The following is a 16004-nucleotide window of genomic DNA, read 5'->3' on the forward strand; positions in this document are numbered from 1 at the left end:
ACGGCCGGGTTGACACGAGCCTGCCACCTGGCCAAACTACAACTGGTAATGACCGGACAGTACCCCTGATGGCATCCGGTCACAACAGCGAAATTGCCCTCGAAGGACCAGCCTCGAAGAGAAGGTCGCCATGACCCCCAAGAAGACGGACTCGATCGATACCGAGCCGAAGAAGGAATCACGATCGTTGGCCGGGCTGCAGCGGTTCGGTCGCAGCCTCATGCTGCCGATCGCTGTTCTGCCCGCAGCCGGAATTCTCCTGCGGCTCGGTCAGGACGACCTGCTGGGGAGGTTCAGCGCACTGAAGACCACTGCTGCGGTCATCTCCGCGGCAGGCCAGTCGGTTTTCACCTGGCTTCCCCTCATCTTCGCGGTCGGTATCGCCATCGGCTGGGCCAAGAAGTCCGATGGTTCGACCGCGCTCGCAGCTGTGGTCGGCTACATGGTGATGAACGGAGTCTTCACGGCAATGTCGCCGGTCGTGCTCGACGGAGAGGTCGATGCCAACGGTGACCCGGCAGTGATCGACTACGGCGTGTTGGCAGGCATCGTCATCGGACTGCTCTCGGCAATTCTCTGGCAGCGTTTCTATCGACAGAAGCTGCCTGATTATCTCGGCTTCTTCAGCGGCCGTCGTCTGGTGCCGATCATGACGGCGATCACCGGTCTCGTCGTCGCCGTGATCATGTCGTTCGTGTACCCACTCTTCTACAGCGCTCTCCAGTGGGTGGGCAACACCGTCGCCGACCACAGCGTGGTGGGTAGCGGAATCTACGGCTTCGCCAACCGCATGCTCATTCCCACAGGGCTGCACCACATTTTGAACTCCGTCGTCTGGTTCCTGGTGGGGGACTACCAGGATGCAAGCGGTCAATTGGTCCGCGGCGATCTGAACCGGTTCTTCGCCGGCGACCCGTCCGCCGGAGTGTTCATGACCGGATTCTTCCCGATCATGATGTTCGCACTTCCCGCTGCGGCATTCGCGATCTACCGCAACGCCAAGCCGTCGCAGAAGAAGATCGTCGGCGGAATCATGTTGTCCACCGGCCTGACTGCCTTCGTCACCGGGATCACCGAGCCGCTCGAATACTCGTTCATGTTCGTGGCCTGGCCGCTCTACATCATCCACGCGGTGTTGACCGGAACCTCTATGGCGCTGACCAATGCCCTCGGAATCCATGACGGATTCTTCTTCTCCGCCGGTGGCATCGACTACCTGCTGAACTACGGAATCGCCACCAAGGCATGGCTGCTCATTCCGATCGGCCTGGTGTACGCGGTGATCTACTACTTCCTGTTCAGCTTCGTCATCAAGAAGTGGAACCTGCGCACCCCCGGACGTGAGGACGACGCTGTGCTCGAACCCGACCGGGCATGACCGCATCCACTGCAACGACGCTCCGAGGGCGTGTCGTCACGCGCGACCAGGTGATCGAGGACGGCGTCGTCGCGTCGACGGGAGACCGGATCTCCTGGGTCGGACCGGCATCGGCATGGACCGGTGATCGAGCACCGCACACGAATTCGACGATCCTCCCCGGGTTGATCGATCTGCACTGCCACGGTGGAGCGGGGGCTTCGTTTCCCGATTCACCGGCCGTCGATCTCATGACGGCGGTGCGGCATCACCGCTCCCGCGGGACCACGACGATGCTCGCCTCACTGGTGTCGGCACCGCCGGAACGACTGATCGAGCAGACGTCGCTGTTGGCCGATCTGTACGAGTCCGGTGACATCGCAGGCCTCCACATCGAGGGGCCGTTTCTCTCGGTCGCCCGCTGCGGCGCGCAGGACCCGGCCTCGCTGCGCAGCGGAGATCCCGGACTGCTGCGCGACATACTGGCCGCGGGCCGGGGAGCCGTGCGGTCGATGACCCTTGCGCCCGAGATCGACGGCTTCGCTGCCGTAGCAGAGATGTTGCGGGAGAACGGCATACTGCCGAGCATCGGGCACACGGACGCCGATGCGCTCACCACCCGACGCGCTGTCGAGTCGCTGGGGGACGGTCCGATGACGGCCACGCACCTGTTCAACGGAATGCCGACCTGGCATCATCGATCGCCGGGCCCGGTGAGCGAGTGCCTGGCGGCCGCGGCCCGCAGCGTGATGGTGCTCGAATTGATAGGCGACGGAGTGCATCTCGCCGACGAGACCGTGCGCGCGGTGTTCGATCTCGTCGGTGGCGCACAGATCGCGCTGGTGTCCGACGCGATGGCCGCGGCCGGAATGCCGGACGGTCGCTACCGACTCGGACCACTGGATGTGACCGTCCAGCACTCGGTCGCACGGTTGTCCCGCGACGCAGACTCCGAGACCGCTCCGATCGCGGGCGGAACCGCGACCGTGCTGGACCTGGTGCGCCGCGCCGTGCTGGACGCCCGCGTGCCCATTGTCGAAGCGGTCCGGGCCGCATCGTCGACTCCGGCGGCATCGATCGGACTCGGCTCCGACATCGGGTGCCTCGAACAGGGCATGAGAGCCGACGTGCTGGTGGTCGACGCGGCGTTCGAGCCACTACAGGTGATCAGAAGCGGAACTGCAATCAGAGAGGACAGCTAGATGGAGGTCGTGATCCTCGAGGGGGTCGACGCAGTGGATCGAACGGCCGCCGACATCGTCGAACGAGTGGTGCGAGCCGGTCCGGCTGTACTGGGACTGGCGACCGGGTCGACCCCGGTGGGCACCTATCGCGAGTTGGCGCGACGGCATCGGGACGACGGCCTGTCGTTCGCGCGATGCCGAGCCTTTCTCCTCGACGAATACATCGGACTGGCGAAAGCAGCCGAGCAGTCCTACTTCTCGTTCATTCGAGACAACTTCGTCGACCACGTCGACCTGGACGACGCCGCAGTGTTCTCGCCCAACGGCGAAGCGGACGACATCGCGGCGGAGGCGCAGCGGTACGACGCGGCGATCGCGGCGGCAGGCGGCATCGATGTTCAGATCCTCGGAATAGGCACCGACGGACACATCGGCTTCAACGAGCCCGGATCTTCACTGCGATCGCGGACGCGGGTCAAGACGCTGACCGAACAGACTCGCGCCGACAATGCCCGTTTCTTCGACTCGCCCGAGGACGTGCCGCATCACGTACTGACGCAGGGTCTCGGCACCATCGACGAGGCCCGTCACCTGGTGTTGATCGCAACGGGGGAGTCGAAAGCGGACGCGGTGGCGGCGGCCGTCGAAGGACCGCTGTCGGCGCACTGTCCGGCGTCGGCGATCCAATGGCACCCGCACGCAACGGTGCTGTTGGACGAGGCCGCGGCGGCGTCGCTCACCCTCGCGGACTACTACCGGTACGCCTATGCCGACAAGCCCCGGTGGCAGCACCTGTGAGTCAGCTGCGCGAGAACTCCGATGCGCGCGCGATCTGGTCGTCCGACGGCCGCACTCCGGTGTAGAGGACGAACTGTTCTGCCGCCTGCAGGGCGATGACCTGAGCGCCGGTGATCACGGGCTTGTTCGCCGCCCGGGCAGCAACGATCAGCGGCGTCTCCGACGGCATGGCGACGACGTCGAACACGGCCTTCGCTGCGTCGATCTGCTCGACGGTGAACGGTGCCGAATCAGCGTCCGGTCCGCCGGCCATACCCACCGGAGTCACGTTCACCAGCAGGTCTGCGCCCACAGCTTCGGCAGACCAGTCGTAGCCGTAGGTCTCGGCGAGCACCGGGCCGGTGTTCGTGTTGCGGGCGACGACGGTGCCCCGGGTGAAACCCGAATCCCGCAGTGCGGCAACGACAGCCTTGGCCATACCGCCGCTGCCGGTGACGGCCACCGAGTAGTCGGTCGAGAAGCCGCTCGCGGCGAGTAGGTTCGCGACGGCCTGGTAGTCGGTGTTGTACGCGTGCAGGACGCCGTTCTCGTTGACGATCGTGTTGACGGATTCGATCGCGCTCGCCGACTCGTGCATCACGTCGACCAGTTCGATCACATCTTCCTTGAACGGCATCGAGACGGCGCAGCCTCGGATGCCCAGCGCGCGAACGCCCCCGACCGCGGCGGCGAGGTCGGTGGTGGTGAACGCCTTGTAGACGAAATTGAGGTCCAACTCGTCGTAGAGAAAGTTGTGGAAGCGAGTTCCGATATTGCTCGGTCGGCCGGACAGGGACATGCAGAGCTGTGTGTCACGGTCGAGGAAGCTGCGCGGGTGTGCTGTTGCCATCGCTGAGACGTTACGCCGCGCACGTCGAGGCGACCGAAGCGAGAACACTCCGATCGTCCCGCGTGATCGGCAACTCGTACTGGGCAGCGACCGAGAGGTACTTGCCCGCATAGAAGCAGTGGTAGGCCGCGTTCGGCGGCAACCATTGCGAGGGTGTCTTGTCGCTCTTGCTCTGATTGTCTGCGCCGTTGACCGCGAGCAGATTGAACGCCACGTCGTTGGCGAACCGAACGCGCTTGTCGGGCGACCACATGTTCGCGCCCATATCCCACGCAGCGGACAGGGGGTAAACGTGATCGATCTGAATTTTTCCGGCGTCGGACTTGGTGAACTGCATCGGCTCACCGGAGTACGGGTCTGCGAGCGAACCCGACAGCACGACGCAGTCGCGGGTGCCCGCCCGGAACTCGACCCCGGTCATCGACAGCGCCAGGACGTTGTCGCGGGTACCGCAACCGTCGTGGCCGCCAGGCCCGTCGTAGTCGTCCGTCCATGCCGGGCCGAACACACACCCTTCGCCGCTCTTGCACCCGCGCTCGTAGCCGAGGGCATCGGGTCGGTCGGCGACCACACGAACCTGGGCGAGCAACTGCTCGATCTGGGCTCGAGTGGGGCTACCGGGAGCCGGTTCGGCGGGGGAGAAGCCGGGGACGACGGGCCGGTCGCACGAGCCGAACACAGCCATCACGGCCGCGGCGATCGCCAGTAGTACCGCCACCCACAGCTTTCTCACGCACGCCCCATCGTCGATCTTGTTGTTCGGTCATCGGTCCTCGCGACAGCAGTGTGCCGGAAGGTCCCGACAGTTCTCCGCCGACGCGAATCCGGCATCAGCGAACCTCGACGACGACCTTGCCGAGCACGTGCCCGTCCTCGACGAGGGCGAGAGCCTCACCCGCACGTTCGAGCGGGAACACATGGTCGATACGCGGACGAATGACGCCCGACGCGGTCAGGTCCGCCAGCCGCGCAAATGCCGCGGTGGTGCGGTCGCGATCGACTCCGGAACCGCCCCACTGCGCCGCGAGCACCGGGTCTGCGACGCTGACGATCGGCACCCCCGCGGTCACAGCGGTCGCGGCGGCGCGCAAGCTCTCGCCTCCGACGAGATCGATGATGCCGTTCACCGGTCGTGACATCGAGTCGACGAAATCGGGGCCGGAGGCGAGAAATTCTGCGTCGAGGCTCTCGATCCACTCCCGCTTGCCTGCACTCGCGACCGCGAGAACGTCGATACCGTCGGCTCGCGCGAGTTGCAGAACGGTCGAACCCACGCCGCCACCTGCGCCCAGCACCACGATGGAATCACCCGCGCCGACGGCGAGTCGGCGCAGCGCGTCGTACGCGGTTCCGGCAGCCACCGGCAGCGTGGCCGCGGCTGCCCACGAGACGGCTTCCGGCTTGTGGGCGCTGCTCGACGCGTTGAGCACGGTGTACTGCGCATAGCCTCCGTATCCCGACGCGGTGGCTCCGAACACGTGGTCGCCCACCGCGAAGTCGGCCACATCGCCGCTGACCGACACGATCGTGCCCGATACTTCCCGACCCAGAACCGCGGGCAAGGTGATCTGCACGGTGTCCTTGCGGTTGCCCGCCCGCACCTTCCAATCCGCAGGATTGACCCCGGCGGCGTGGACCGCGACGAGAATTTGCCCCGGTCCTGGCTCGGGGACAGGAAGGTCGAGAAGGTATTCGGTGTCGGGTCCGCCGTATTCACTGAAGCCGTACGCGATCATGTACATACTGTGCCTCACCCAGCGACCCGCTCGGGAGCGCCTCACCTGAAGTGTGTCGGTGCTTGCTGATTGGATGGACCGATGCTGCACGGTCTCTGGTCTCCCGGTGCCGGGCTGATGCTGTGGGACGACGAGATCACCACCGGCGACGAACCCGATCTGCCGCCGACCCACGCGCACGTGCTCACCAGAACGTTCCGGCACCGTGCCGCGGTGTCGTTTCCGTCATCCGGACGCACCTCCACCGCGCAGGCCCCGGTACAGGTTCCGGCCATCGCACTCGCCCCGCACGACGGTGCCGACCTGCTGTTGCGGACGCCGTCCGACCACCCGTCGATCTCCGGTGACCTCCGCTACCTGGCGCACGTCGCCCGCGGAATCGAACGCTGGGTCCGCGGCGGTCGCGTCGTTCCGGCCCTGAAGTTGATGGACGGGCAGTGGTGGCCGCGGTGGCGTCTGGTCGGGGGCGAACGTCAACGTGCCTGGCTCAGCGAACTCGCCGTCGCGATGCCCTCGGTGCAGCGTGCGGGTGAGCGGCCCAAGAAGATCCTCGACGACATGGTGGAGGAGCTCACCGATCCGATCGTCAGATCGGTTCTGGGCAGACCCGACTCGGAGCATCCGCTGTTGTCGGCTCTGATTCGCGACGACCCGTATGCCGATGGCACCCAACAGATGTCGACGTTGCTCGAGAACTGGCGTCGAAGCCTCACCGTCGACGAGCCGTCCCTTGTGCTCCGCCTGCTCGAACCCGATGACTATGACGCCGTCGACAGTTCCTCCGAGGACGCAGTGGAGTCCTACTGGACGCTGCAGGTGTGTCTGCGAGCCGATGGCGAAGCGCCGCGACCGGTTCCGATGAGCCGCAAGGTCGATGCCACTCTGCTCTCCATCGCCGTGCGCAAGCTCGGCGACGCCGTGGCGGCGTACCCGAGACTGCGCGATCTGCCGTCTCAGGAAGGCACCCTCGATCTGTTGCTTCCGACGTCGGTGGTCATCGACCTCGTCGAACACGGTGCGACGGCACTGCAGGCCACCGGGACGACGGTTCTGTTGCCTCGGGCCTGGACGAGGCTGGATCCGTCGATGAGGCTGCGCGTCGAGTCACCGGCGGTGACGAAAGCGGCAGCCGATCGGGCGGTCGGCATGGACGAACTGGTGTCCTACGACTGGCAGCTCCAACTCGGCGACATGGTGCTCACCGAGGCGGAGATGAACAGGCTCGCCGTCTCGAAGGGCGATCTCGTACGACTCCGCGGTCAGTGGGTGTTGGCCGACGGCGGTCAGCTCGCGCGGGCTGCCAAGTACGTCGCCGAGCATCACGGTGACGGGACTGCGCTGAGCACGCTGATGCGCGAGATGACTCTGGCCGATCCACCGCCGGCTCCGGTCCAGGACATTCGTGCCTCGGGATGGGCGGCCACGTTGCTCGAGCCCGGTGCGGTGCCGGAGACGATCCCCGTACCGGCCGGTGTGAACGCGACTCTGCGGCCGTATCAGCAGCGTGGGCTCGATTGGCTCGCGTTCATGAGTCGGCTCGGTCTCGGGGCGGTACTCGCCGACGACATGGGGCTGGGCAAGACGCTGCAGGTGCTGACACTGCTCGCGCACGAGAAGAGTTCGACGCCGACGCTGCTGGTGGCACCGATGTCGGTGGTCGGCAACTGGCAGCGTGAGGCGGCGAAATTCACTCCGGCACTGCGAGTTCTGGTGCATCACGGGCCGGCCCGGTCGAAGGGCGACGAGCTCGACCGGGCGATCGCCGAGCACGATCTGATCGTCACCACGTACGCGCTGATGGCCAAGGATCGCGAGCAGCTGGCGGAGCAGACGTGGCGTCGTGTGGTCCTCGACGAGGCGCAACACATCAAGAACTCGGGGACCGTGCAGGCCAAGGCGGCGCTAGCGATCCCCGCGGATCACAAGCTGGCGCTCACCGGAACGCCGGTCGAGAATCGTCTCGACGAGCTGAGGTCCATTCTCGACTTCGCCAATCCGGGAATGCTCGGTAGGCCGTCGGACTTTCGAAAGCGATTCTCGGTTCCGATCGAGCGAGAGAACGACGAGAGCGCAGTCTCGCGTCTGCGCGCCATCACCTCGCCGTTCATTCTGCGTCGCGTCAAGACCGATCCGACGGTCATCTCGGATCTGCCCGAGAAGAACGAGATGACCGTGCGCGCCAACCTGACGGCCGAGCAGGCTGCGCTGTACAAGGCCGTCGTCGACGAGATGATGGCGCAGATCGCCGACGCGAAGGGCATGAAGCGCAAGGGTGCCGTGCTGTCCGCGCTCACTCGTCTCAAACAGGTGTGCAATCACCCCGCCCATTTCCTGTCCGACGGCTCGCCGGTGCTCAAGAGGGGGCAGCATCGTTCCGGCAAGATCGGTCTGGTGGAGGACATGCTCGACTCGATTCTGGGTGACAACGAGAAAGCGTTGTTGTTCACGCAGTTCCGGGAGTTCGGTGAGCTCGTGGCACCCTACTTCGCCGAACGATTCGGCACCGAGGTGCCGTTCCTGCACGGCGGCGTGAGCAAGACCAAGCGCGACGAGATGGTGGAGAAGTTCCAGACCGACGACGGTCCGCCGATCATGATGCTCTCGCTCAAGGCCGGCGGCACCGGGTTGAATCTCACGGCCGCCAATCATGTCGTTCATCTGGATCGATGGTGGAATCCGGCGGTGGAGAATCAGGCGACGGACCGGGCCTTTCGCATCGGGCAGCGCAAGAACGTCGAGGTGCGCAAACTGCTGTGCGTCGGCACCGTGGAGGAACGGATCGACTCGATGCTCGTCTCCAAGCAGGACCTGGCGAATCTGGCGGTGGGCACCGGCGAGAACTGGGTGACCGAGATGGACACCGCGGAGCTGCAGGAACTGTTCCGCCTCAGCGAGGATGCGGTGGGGGAGTGATGGTCGACTTCTCGCAGTACGGCAAGCGGCGAAAAGCCAAGGGCGGCATCGAGTCCAGAAACAAGCGCGGCGCGTTCGGGCAGACGTGGTGGGGCAGGCATTTCGTGGCGGCCATGGAAGACCTCGCGGATCCGGGTCGGATTGCTCGGGGCAGAACGTATGCGCGTCAAGGGCAGGTGCTCACTCTCGGTGTCGAGCGCGGGCAGATATACGGCGAGGTGCAGGGCAGTCAGCTCGAGCCGTTCTCGGCCTCGGTCACCGTCGACCCGCTCACGCAGGGTGAAGTAGCCGCGCTGGTCGGCAGGGTGCGATCGAACCCCGGCATGCTGGCCGAGCTGGCCTCCAATGCCATTCCGCAGGCACTGGCGTCGGTGTTGCTGCCGCACGACAAGGGGCAGCTCGATTTCGACTGCACATGCCCCGACGACGGGTGGCCCTGCAAACACGCGGCGGCTCTGATGTACATCGCCGCCGAGCACATCGACGCGTCCGCCGCGACCATCCTGACGTTGCGTGGAGTCGATCTCGATCAACTGATCGAAGGTGTCGGTGACGGGGACGACGAGTTCGACCCCGATGACTGGTTCGCCGATCGCGCGTCTTTCCCCGAACTTCCGCAGGTGTCGTTCGCCCCCGCGGTGGACGATCTCGATCCGTTGATCCTGCACCGAATCTTCCGCGCCGACGGCTCGACCGAGGCCGAGGTCAGTCGCGCCGGTGCCGATCTGAGGCAGTTCTACGACCGGATGTGACCACTCCTGGACTTACATGGACATCCGACTATAGGATGGGCGTACTTCACTTCCACGCTCGAGGACGGACACTCCCATGGCTCGCGAACTCACGCACTTCATCGGCGGCAAGCATGTCGCAGGCACCTCCGGAAACTTCGGGGACGTCTTCGACCCCAACACCGGCGAGGTTCAGGCCCGTGTGCCGCTGGCCGACGTATCCGAGGTCGAGGCCGCCATCGCCGATGCCGAACAGGCCCAACGTGAATGGGCCAAGTGGAACCCGCAGCGTCGGGCCCGCGTACTGATGAAGTTCCTGGCGCTCGTCACCCGCGACACAGAGGAACTGGCCCGCTTGCTCTCGTCCGAGCACGGCAAGACGATTGCCGACGCCAAGGGTGACATCCAGCGTGGCGTCGAGGTCGTGGAGTTCGCCGTCGGCGTCCCGCATCTGCTCAAAGGTGAGTACACCGAAGGCGCAGGCGGTGGAATCGACGTCTACTCGATGCGTCAGCCGCTCGGCGTCGTCGCAGGCATCACCCCGTTCAACTTCCCCGCGATGATTCCCCTGTGGAAGGCCGGCCCGGCCATCGCCTGCGGAAACGCGTTCATCCTCAAGCCCTCCGAGCGTGACCCGTCCGTCCCGCTCAAGCTCGCCGAGCTCTTCCTCGAAGCGGGACTGCCGCCGGGTGTGTTCAACGTCGTCAACGGCGGCAAGGATGCTGTCGACGTGCTCCTCACCGACGACCGCGTCAAGGCGATCGGCTTCGTGGGCTCGACTCCCATCGCGCAGTACATCTACGAGACCGCAGCGCAGCACGGCAAGCGCGCGCAGTGCTTCGGTGGAGCCAAGAACCATGCCCTGGTGATGCCCGACGCCGATCTCGACGAGGTTGCCGACGCTCTTCTCGGTGCCGCCTACGGTTCGGCAGGCGAGCGCTGCATGGCCATCTCCGTCGCGGTACCGGTCGGTGAGGAGACCGCCGACGCCCTCGTTGCCAAACTGACCGAGCGAGTGGCGAAGCTGAAGATCGGCCGCAGCGACGACGAGGACGCGGACTTCGGACCGCTCGTGGGCAGCGATGCTTTGAAGCGAGTCAACGATTACACCCAGATCGGTGTGGACGAGGGGGCCGAACTCGTCGTCGACGGACGCGGATTCAGCCTCGAAGGCCACGAGGGTGGATTCTTCGCCGGCGCAACGCTGTTCGACAAGGTGACCACCGACATGCGCATCTACAAGGAAGAGATCTTCGGACCGGTCCTGATCGTCGTGCGCGCGAAGGACTACGAGGACGCGCTGCGCCTGCCCACCGAACACGAATACGGCAACGGCGTCTCCATCTTCACCCGTGACGGTGACACCGCCCGCGACTTCTGCTCCCGCGTCCAGGTGGGCATGGTCGGCGTCAACGTGCCGATTCCGGTCCCGATCGCGTACCACACGTTCGGTGGTTGGAAGCGTTCGGGATTCGGCGATCTGAACCAGCACGGACCCGATTCGATCCGCTTCTACACCAAGACCAAGACCGTCACGCAGCGCTGGCCGTCGGGCACCAAAGAGGCGGCAGCACAGAATCACTTCGTCATTCCGAACATGGACTGATCCGGCGATGTTCACCTTGAACGAGGACGAGCGCGCGATCAACGACACCGCTCGCGAATTCGCCGACGAGTTCCTGGCACCGAATGCCATCGAATGGGACCAGCAGAAACACTTCCCGGTCGACGTGCTGCGCAAGGCAGCGGGACTGGGAATGGGCGGCATCTACATTCGCGAGGATGTGGGTGGATCGGGTCTGACCAGAGTCGACTCGGTGCGGATCTTCGAGCAACTGGCCACCGGTGACCCGTCCATCGCGGCATACATCTCCATCCACAACATGGTCGCCTGGATGATCGACACCTACGGAAACGACGAGCAACGGCAGCGTTGGCTCCCGGGCCTGTGCGCGATGGATCAGCTGGGGAGCTACTGCCTCACCGAGCCCGGCGCGGGATCCGATGCCGCGATGCTCGGCACCAAGGCAGTGCGCGACGGCGACGAATACGTGTTGGACGGCGTCAAGCAATTCATCTCCGGCGCAGGCACATCCGAGGTCTACGTGGTGATGGCGCGCACCGGCGCGTCGGGTCCGCGTGGCATCTCGGCGTTCATCGTGCCGAAGGACTCCGCGGGACTCTCCTTCGGGGCCAACGAGAAGAAGATGGGGTGGAACGCTCAGCCCACTCGTCAGGTCGTTCTCGAAGGAGTCCGCATTCCGGCCGAGAACATGCTCGGCAGCGAGGGCGACGGGTTCCGGATCGCGATGAACGGACTCAACGGCGGACGCATCAACATCGCCGCGTGTTCGGTCGGCGGAGCGCAGTCCGCTCTCGACAAGGCCGTTGCCTACCTCGCCGAGCGCAAGGCGTTCGGGGCACGGTTGCTCGATGCGCAGGCGCTTCAGTTCCGACTGGCCGATTTCAAGACCGAACTCGAGGCCGCCCGCACACTGCTGTGGCGGGCCGCGGACGCGTTGCAGAACGACGCTCCCGACAAGGTCGAAATGTGCGCTATGGCAAAGCGTTTCGGAACCGATACCGGATTCGAGGTCGCCAACGGAGCGCTGCAACTGCTGGGCGGGTACGGGTACCTCAGTGAATACGGTGTCGAGAAGATCGTTCGCGACCTTCGGGTGCACCAGATTCTCGAAGGCACCAACGAGATCATGCGGGTGGTCGTCGCTCGATCGATCGTGGGTGCCGCATGAGCGACGTGATCCTCGAGGTCTCCGGTGGTATCGGCCGCATCACCCTGAACCGCCCCAAAGCCATCAATGCGCTCGATCATGCGATGGTTCGCGAGATCGCACCGGCGTTGGCGCAGTGGGCAACCGACGACGCCGTCGACGTCGTGCTGCTGACCGGGGCCGGTGAGCGCGGACTGTGTGCCGGTGGCGACATCGTCTCGATCTACCACGACGCGAAAGACGGCGGCAACGGTAGCAAGGACTTCTGGCGTGAGGAGTACATCCTCAACGCCGCGATCGCTCGGTTCCCCAAGCCGTTCGTTGCCATCATGGACGGCATCGTCATGGGCGGAGGCGTCGGGCTCTCGGCACATGCCAACACTCGCATCGTCACCGAGCGATCGAAGATTGCGATGCCCGAGGTCGGAATCGGTTTCGTTCCGGATGTGGGCGGCACGTACCTACTTTCGCGTGCACCGGGCGAGATCGGCACCCACTTCGCGCTCACCACGGCGCGAATGAATGCCGCCGACGCCATCGCGGTCGGCTTCGCCGATCACTACATCCCGTCCGACAAGCTGGACGACTTCTACTCGGCACTCGAGAGCGTCAGTGTCGGCGAGGCCGTCGCGACATTCAGTGAGCCGGCACCGGAGTCCACCGTTGCCGGACAGCAGGGATGGATCGACGAGTGCTACGCCGGCGACGACGTCCAGGGCATCGTCGACGCTCTGGCCGCCAGCACGGTGCCGGAGGCACAGAAGTCCGCAGAGGACATCGCGTCCAAATCGCCTGTGTCGCTGGCCGTGACACTGAGGTCGCTGCGTCGGGCAGCGACGCTTCCGACGCTCGAGGCAGTGCTCGACGAGGAGTACCGCGTGTCGGTCGCGTCGTTGTCCAGCCACGATCTCGTCGAAGGAATCCGAGCACAGGTGGTCGAGAAGGACCGCAACCCGCAATGGCAACCGCGTACGTTGGCAGACGTCACGCCCGAGGACGTCGACCGGTACTTCGCGCCTCTCGGGGACGCGGAACTGGGCCTGTCGAAAGCACACACAGAAGGTGAGCAGTCATGAGCGAGAAGACGATCGGCTTCATCGGCCTCGGCCACATGGGCGGACCGATGGCCGCCAATCTGGCTGCGGCCGGCTACACCGTGCAGGGCTTCGATCTGGTGCCTGCCGCGCTGGAGCAGGCCACGAAGGACGGCGTCACCGTGGTGGAGTCGGCTGTGGCCGCCGTTGCCGATGCCGACATCGTCATCACGATGCTGCCCAACGGCAGACTGGTACTCGGGTTGTACGCGGACCTGCTGCCTGCCGCCGCACCGGGCACGTTGTTCATCGACTCCTCGACCATCGACGTGGCCGACGCGCATGCCGCGCACAAGCTGGTGCACGAGGCAGGCCACCGCAGTCTGGACGCGCCGGTCTCCGGTGGTGTCGGGGGAGCGGCCGCGGGAACGTTGACCTTCATGGTCGGCGGTTCCGAAGAGGATTTTGCCTCTGCGGCAGCAGTTCTCGACGTCATGGGGCGCAAGGTGGTGCACTGCGGTGCAGCGGGCAACGGCCAGGCCGCCAAGATCTGCAACAACATGATCCTCGGGGTGTCGATGATCGCCATCAGCGAGGCGTTCGTGTTGGGGGAGAAGCTCGGTCTGAGCAATCAGGCGTTGTTCGATGTGGCGTCGACTGCGTCCGGTCAGTGCTGGGCACTGACGACCAATTGCCCGGTACCCGGACCGGTCCCGACGAGCCCCGCCAACAACGAGTACAAGCCGGGCTTCGCGGCGGCGCTCATGGACAAGGACCTGGGTCTGGCTGCCAATGCACTGCGCGACAACGGTGTCGAGGGTGTCCTCGGCCTACGGGCAGCAGAGTTGTACGCTCGATTCAAGGAAACGTCCGGGGGCGGCACCGATGTCGACTTCTCCGGCATCATCAACGACATCCGCGAGCGCTCGAACGGAGCAGGCCTGTGAGTGACTACGAGACAATTCTGCTCGAACGTCGGGGACGCGTCGGCATCATCACGCTCAATCGACCCAAGGCATTGAACGCGCTCAATTCTCAACTGATGCGCGAGGTCGTCTCGGTGGTCGAAGAACTCGACGCGGACTCCGACATCGGTGCGATCCTGATCACCGGTTCCGAGCGGGCCTTCGCTGCTGGGGCCGACATCAAGGAGATGCAGCCCAAGTCCTACATGGACGTGTACCTCGACGATTTCTTCGCGGCCTGGGATCGACTGGCAGCGGCTCGAACACCTCTGATCGCAGCGGTCTCCGGCTACGCACTCGGCGGCGGGTGTGAACTCGCGATGCTGTGCGACGTTCTGATCGCCTCGGACACCGCGGTGTTCGGACAACCCGAGATCAAACTGCGCGTCATTCCGGGAATCGGCGGGTCGCAGCGTCTGACCCGCGCGGTGGGCAAGGCCAAGGCCATGGAGATGTGTTTGACCGGTCGCAACATGAAGGTCGAGGAAGCCGAGCGGGCAGGATTGGTCTCGCGCATCGTGCCGGTCGCGGATCTCCTCGACGACGCCATCGCGACCGCCACCACCATCGCCGAGATGTCGCTACCGGTCGTCATGATGGCGAAGGAAGCAGTCAACCGATCGTTCGAGTCGAGCCTTCGCGAGGGTGTTCTGTTCGAGCGCCGCGTGTTTCACTCCACGTTCGCCACCGAGGACCAGAAGGAAGGAATGTCGGCCTTCATCGAGAAGCGGACGCCGAACTTCCAGCACCGCTGATTGCTCTTCTGGGTCGTTCCGCAGGCTCCACTCCTACCCCAACCGCTCGTTCCGCAGGCTCCACTCCTACCCCGACCGGTCGTTCCGCAGGCTCCACTCCTACCCCCCAACCGGTCGTTCCGCAGGCTCCACTCCCGGGTCCGCCCTACCTGTCGGGGGACAGGAGGGCGGCACCGCGGGCCGAGACCAGCTCCGGCATCGACGGCACCAGAGTCGTCAGGCCGGTCCGCAGCTCGAGTGACTGCGCAATCGAGGTGATGTTCGCGCCGCCGCCGACCACGACGATGGACTGCGGTCTGGCACCGGACAATTGGATGGTCTGCTCCACCAGCATGCCCGCGTACCGCACCGGTCCGGCGATCAGATCGTCGAAATCGCGGCGGGTCAGCACATGCCGCGCAGTACCGGATGAATTCGTGGTGCTGACAACGGAGTCGAGGCTCAGTTGCTCCTTGATGGATCGGCTGACATCGATTCCGACGCGAACGCCGTTGGACGAGAGCAGCCTACGCACCGAGTGGTCGAGATCGTCGCCGCAGAACGTCGCGGTACGCCGCGTCATGAGTGTGCGCGTGGACGCGAGATCGATGACGGTCACCGTGGTTCCGGTGCTACCGATATCGCACAACACGGTGACGCCGTGGTTGGGTACCAGCCCGATGAAACGCAGATAGCGCACTTGTGCAGCGGTTTCCGGAACGAGCGAGGCCGTGCGGGCCGTACCTCGGGTGGCGACCGTGCCGGGATCGGTGGCAACCCGATAGGCGATGGCGGAGAACTGTACCGGGAGCGACATCGTCGCGGCGATCGAGTGGATGGCGTCGACACCGGTGGCGATCGTGGTGGACAGCGACTGACCGGGAGCGCGGCGAACCGTCCGCGACACGATGGGTGTGCGATGGGGGCTGTCCAGATACGTCAGAATTGCGCGTGCACCGTGCGCACCCGCCCCGACCCCCAACACCAGCAC

General features: G+C 65.1%; 14 protein-coding genes. 10 read left to right on the top strand and 4 right to left on the bottom strand.

What is annotated here, in order from left to right; translation table 11 throughout:
• Nucleotides 1-130: 130 nt before the first annotated feature.
• The 3 genes from CH295_RS17155 to nagB are packed head-to-tail and all read left to right on the top strand — an operon-like array spanning nt 131 to nt 3339.
• Nucleotides 131-1378 (top strand): PTS transporter subunit EIIC, encoded by a 1248-nt coding sequence (locus CH295_RS17155; RefSeq protein ID WP_052047888.1) that lies wholly within the window; start codon nt 131-133, stop codon nt 1376-1378.
• The gene (locus tag CH295_RS17160; RefSeq protein ID WP_170945950.1) at nt 1375-2559 is read left to right on the top strand and encodes an N-acetylglucosamine-6-phosphate deacetylase; all 1185 of its coding nucleotides are present in this window, start codon (nt 1375-1377) and stop codon (nt 2557-2559) included. Before CH295_RS17155 ends, CH295_RS17160 begins: the two co-directional genes overlap by 4 nt.
• Nucleotides 2560-3339, top strand: coding sequence for a glucosamine-6-phosphate deaminase (nagB, locus tag CH295_RS17165; protein ID WP_094741391.1), 780 nt, complete (start codon nt 2560-2562; stop codon nt 3337-3339).
• Between the two features lies 1 nt (nt 3340).
• On the opposite strand, the gene CH295_RS17170 is transcribed toward nagB, so the two are convergent.
• The 3 genes from CH295_RS17170 to CH295_RS17180 form a co-directional block, all read right to left on the bottom strand.
• On the bottom strand, nt 3341-4168 hold the full coding sequence (locus tag CH295_RS17170) for a shikimate 5-dehydrogenase (protein WP_094741392.1): 828 nt from the start codon (nt 4166-4168) through the stop codon (nt 3341-3343).
• A 10-nt stretch (nt 4169-4178) separates the two neighbouring features.
• Complete coding sequence (locus CH295_RS17175) at nt 4179-4853, bottom strand: HNH endonuclease family protein (protein ID WP_094741403.1); 675 nt, start codon at nt 4851-4853, stop codon at nt 4179-4181.
• Between the two features lie 145 nt (nt 4854-4998).
• Complete coding sequence (locus CH295_RS17180) at nt 4999-5904, bottom strand: NADP-dependent oxidoreductase (protein ID WP_094741404.1); 906 nt, start codon at nt 5902-5904, stop codon at nt 4999-5001.
• A gap of 81 nt (nt 5905-5985) precedes the next feature.
• Here CH295_RS17180 and CH295_RS17185 point away from each other — a divergent pair, with 81 nt between their 5' ends.
• The 7 genes from CH295_RS17185 (at nt 5986) to CH295_RS17215 (ending at nt 15034) form a co-directional block, all read left to right on the top strand.
• Nucleotides 5986-8817, top strand: a complete 2832-nt coding sequence (locus CH295_RS17185; protein WP_094741393.1) for a DEAD/DEAH box helicase — start codon at nt 5986-5988, stop codon at nt 8815-8817.
• Nucleotides 8817-9569, top strand: coding sequence for an SWIM zinc finger family protein (locus tag CH295_RS17190; protein ID WP_094741394.1), 753 nt, complete (start codon nt 8817-8819; stop codon nt 9567-9569). The genes CH295_RS17185 and CH295_RS17190 overlap by 1 nt, the downstream gene beginning before the upstream one ends.
• 76 nt (nt 9570-9645) lie before the next feature.
• The gene (locus tag CH295_RS17195) at nt 9646-11154 is read left to right on the top strand and encodes a CoA-acylating methylmalonate-semialdehyde dehydrogenase (protein ID WP_094741395.1); all 1509 of its coding nucleotides are present in this window, start codon (nt 9646-9648) and stop codon (nt 11152-11154) included.
• A gap of 7 nt (nt 11155-11161) precedes the next feature.
• Nucleotides 11162-12301: an isobutyryl-CoA dehydrogenase gene (locus tag CH295_RS17200; RefSeq protein ID WP_094741396.1), complete on the top strand. Its 1140-nt coding sequence runs from the start codon at nt 11162-11164 to the stop codon at nt 12299-12301.
• Nucleotides 12298-13356 carry an enoyl-CoA hydratase/isomerase family protein gene (locus CH295_RS17205; RefSeq protein WP_094741397.1) on the top strand — a complete coding sequence of 353 codons (1059 nt, stop codon included), beginning with the start codon at nt 12298-12300 and terminating at the stop codon, nt 13354-13356. The genes CH295_RS17200 and CH295_RS17205 overlap by 4 nt, the downstream gene beginning before the upstream one ends.
• Nucleotides 13353-14261: a 3-hydroxyisobutyrate dehydrogenase gene (mmsB, locus tag CH295_RS17210; RefSeq protein ID WP_094633230.1), complete on the top strand. Its 909-nt coding sequence runs from the start codon at nt 13353-13355 to the stop codon at nt 14259-14261. The genes CH295_RS17205 and mmsB overlap by 4 nt, the downstream gene beginning before the upstream one ends.
• A complete protein-coding gene (locus CH295_RS17215; RefSeq protein ID WP_094741398.1) occupies nt 14258-15034 on the top strand; it encodes an enoyl-CoA hydratase in 777 nt (258 codons plus the stop codon). The genes mmsB and CH295_RS17215 overlap by 4 nt, the downstream gene beginning before the upstream one ends.
• A 145-nt stretch (nt 15035-15179) precedes the next feature.
• Here CH295_RS17215 and CH295_RS17220 read toward each other — a convergent pair.
• Nucleotides 15180-16004: DUF7159 family protein (locus CH295_RS17220; RefSeq protein WP_252342080.1), on the bottom strand; the 825-nt coding region annotated here is incomplete at its 5' end.

The sequence above is a fragment of the Rhodococcus sp. 14-2483-1-2 genome (assembly GCF_002259405.1).
Lineage (GTDB): Bacteria > Actinomycetota > Actinomycetes > Mycobacteriales > Mycobacteriaceae > Rhodococcoides.

Excerpts from the sequence above, each read along its gene's own strand:
- CH295_RS17155 (WP_052047888.1), top strand. The coding sequence starts at position 131 with ATGACCCCCAAGAAGACGGACTCGATCGATACCGAGCCGAAGAAGGAA.
- CH295_RS17160 (WP_170945950.1), top strand. The coding sequence starts at position 1,375 with ATGACCGCATCCACTGCAACGACGCTCCGAGGGCGTGTCGTCACGCGC.
- nagB (WP_094741391.1), top strand. The coding sequence starts at position 2,560 with ATGGAGGTCGTGATCCTCGAGGGGGTCGACGCAGTGGATCGAACGGCC.
- CH295_RS17170 (WP_094741392.1), bottom strand. The coding sequence starts at position 4,168 with ATGGCAACAGCACACCCGCGCAGCTTCCTCGACCGTGACACACAGCTC.
- CH295_RS17175 (WP_094741403.1), bottom strand. The coding sequence starts at position 4,853 with ATGGCTGTGTTCGGCTCGTGCGACCGGCCCGTCGTCCCCGGCTTCTCC.
- CH295_RS17180 (WP_094741404.1), bottom strand. The coding sequence starts at position 5,904 with ATGATCGCGTACGGCTTCAGTGAATACGGCGGACCCGACACCGAATAC.
- CH295_RS17185 (WP_094741393.1), top strand. The coding sequence starts at position 5,986 with ATGCTGCACGGTCTCTGGTCTCCCGGTGCCGGGCTGATGCTGTGGGAC.
- CH295_RS17190 (WP_094741394.1), top strand. The coding sequence starts at position 8,817 with ATGGTCGACTTCTCGCAGTACGGCAAGCGGCGAAAAGCCAAGGGCGGC.
- CH295_RS17195 (WP_094741395.1), top strand. The coding sequence starts at position 9,646 with ATGGCTCGCGAACTCACGCACTTCATCGGCGGCAAGCATGTCGCAGGC.
- CH295_RS17200 (WP_094741396.1), top strand. The coding sequence starts at position 11,162 with ATGTTCACCTTGAACGAGGACGAGCGCGCGATCAACGACACCGCTCGC.
- CH295_RS17205 (WP_094741397.1), top strand. The coding sequence starts at position 12,298 with ATGAGCGACGTGATCCTCGAGGTCTCCGGTGGTATCGGCCGCATCACC.
- mmsB (WP_094633230.1), top strand. The coding sequence starts at position 13,353 with ATGAGCGAGAAGACGATCGGCTTCATCGGCCTCGGCCACATGGGCGGA.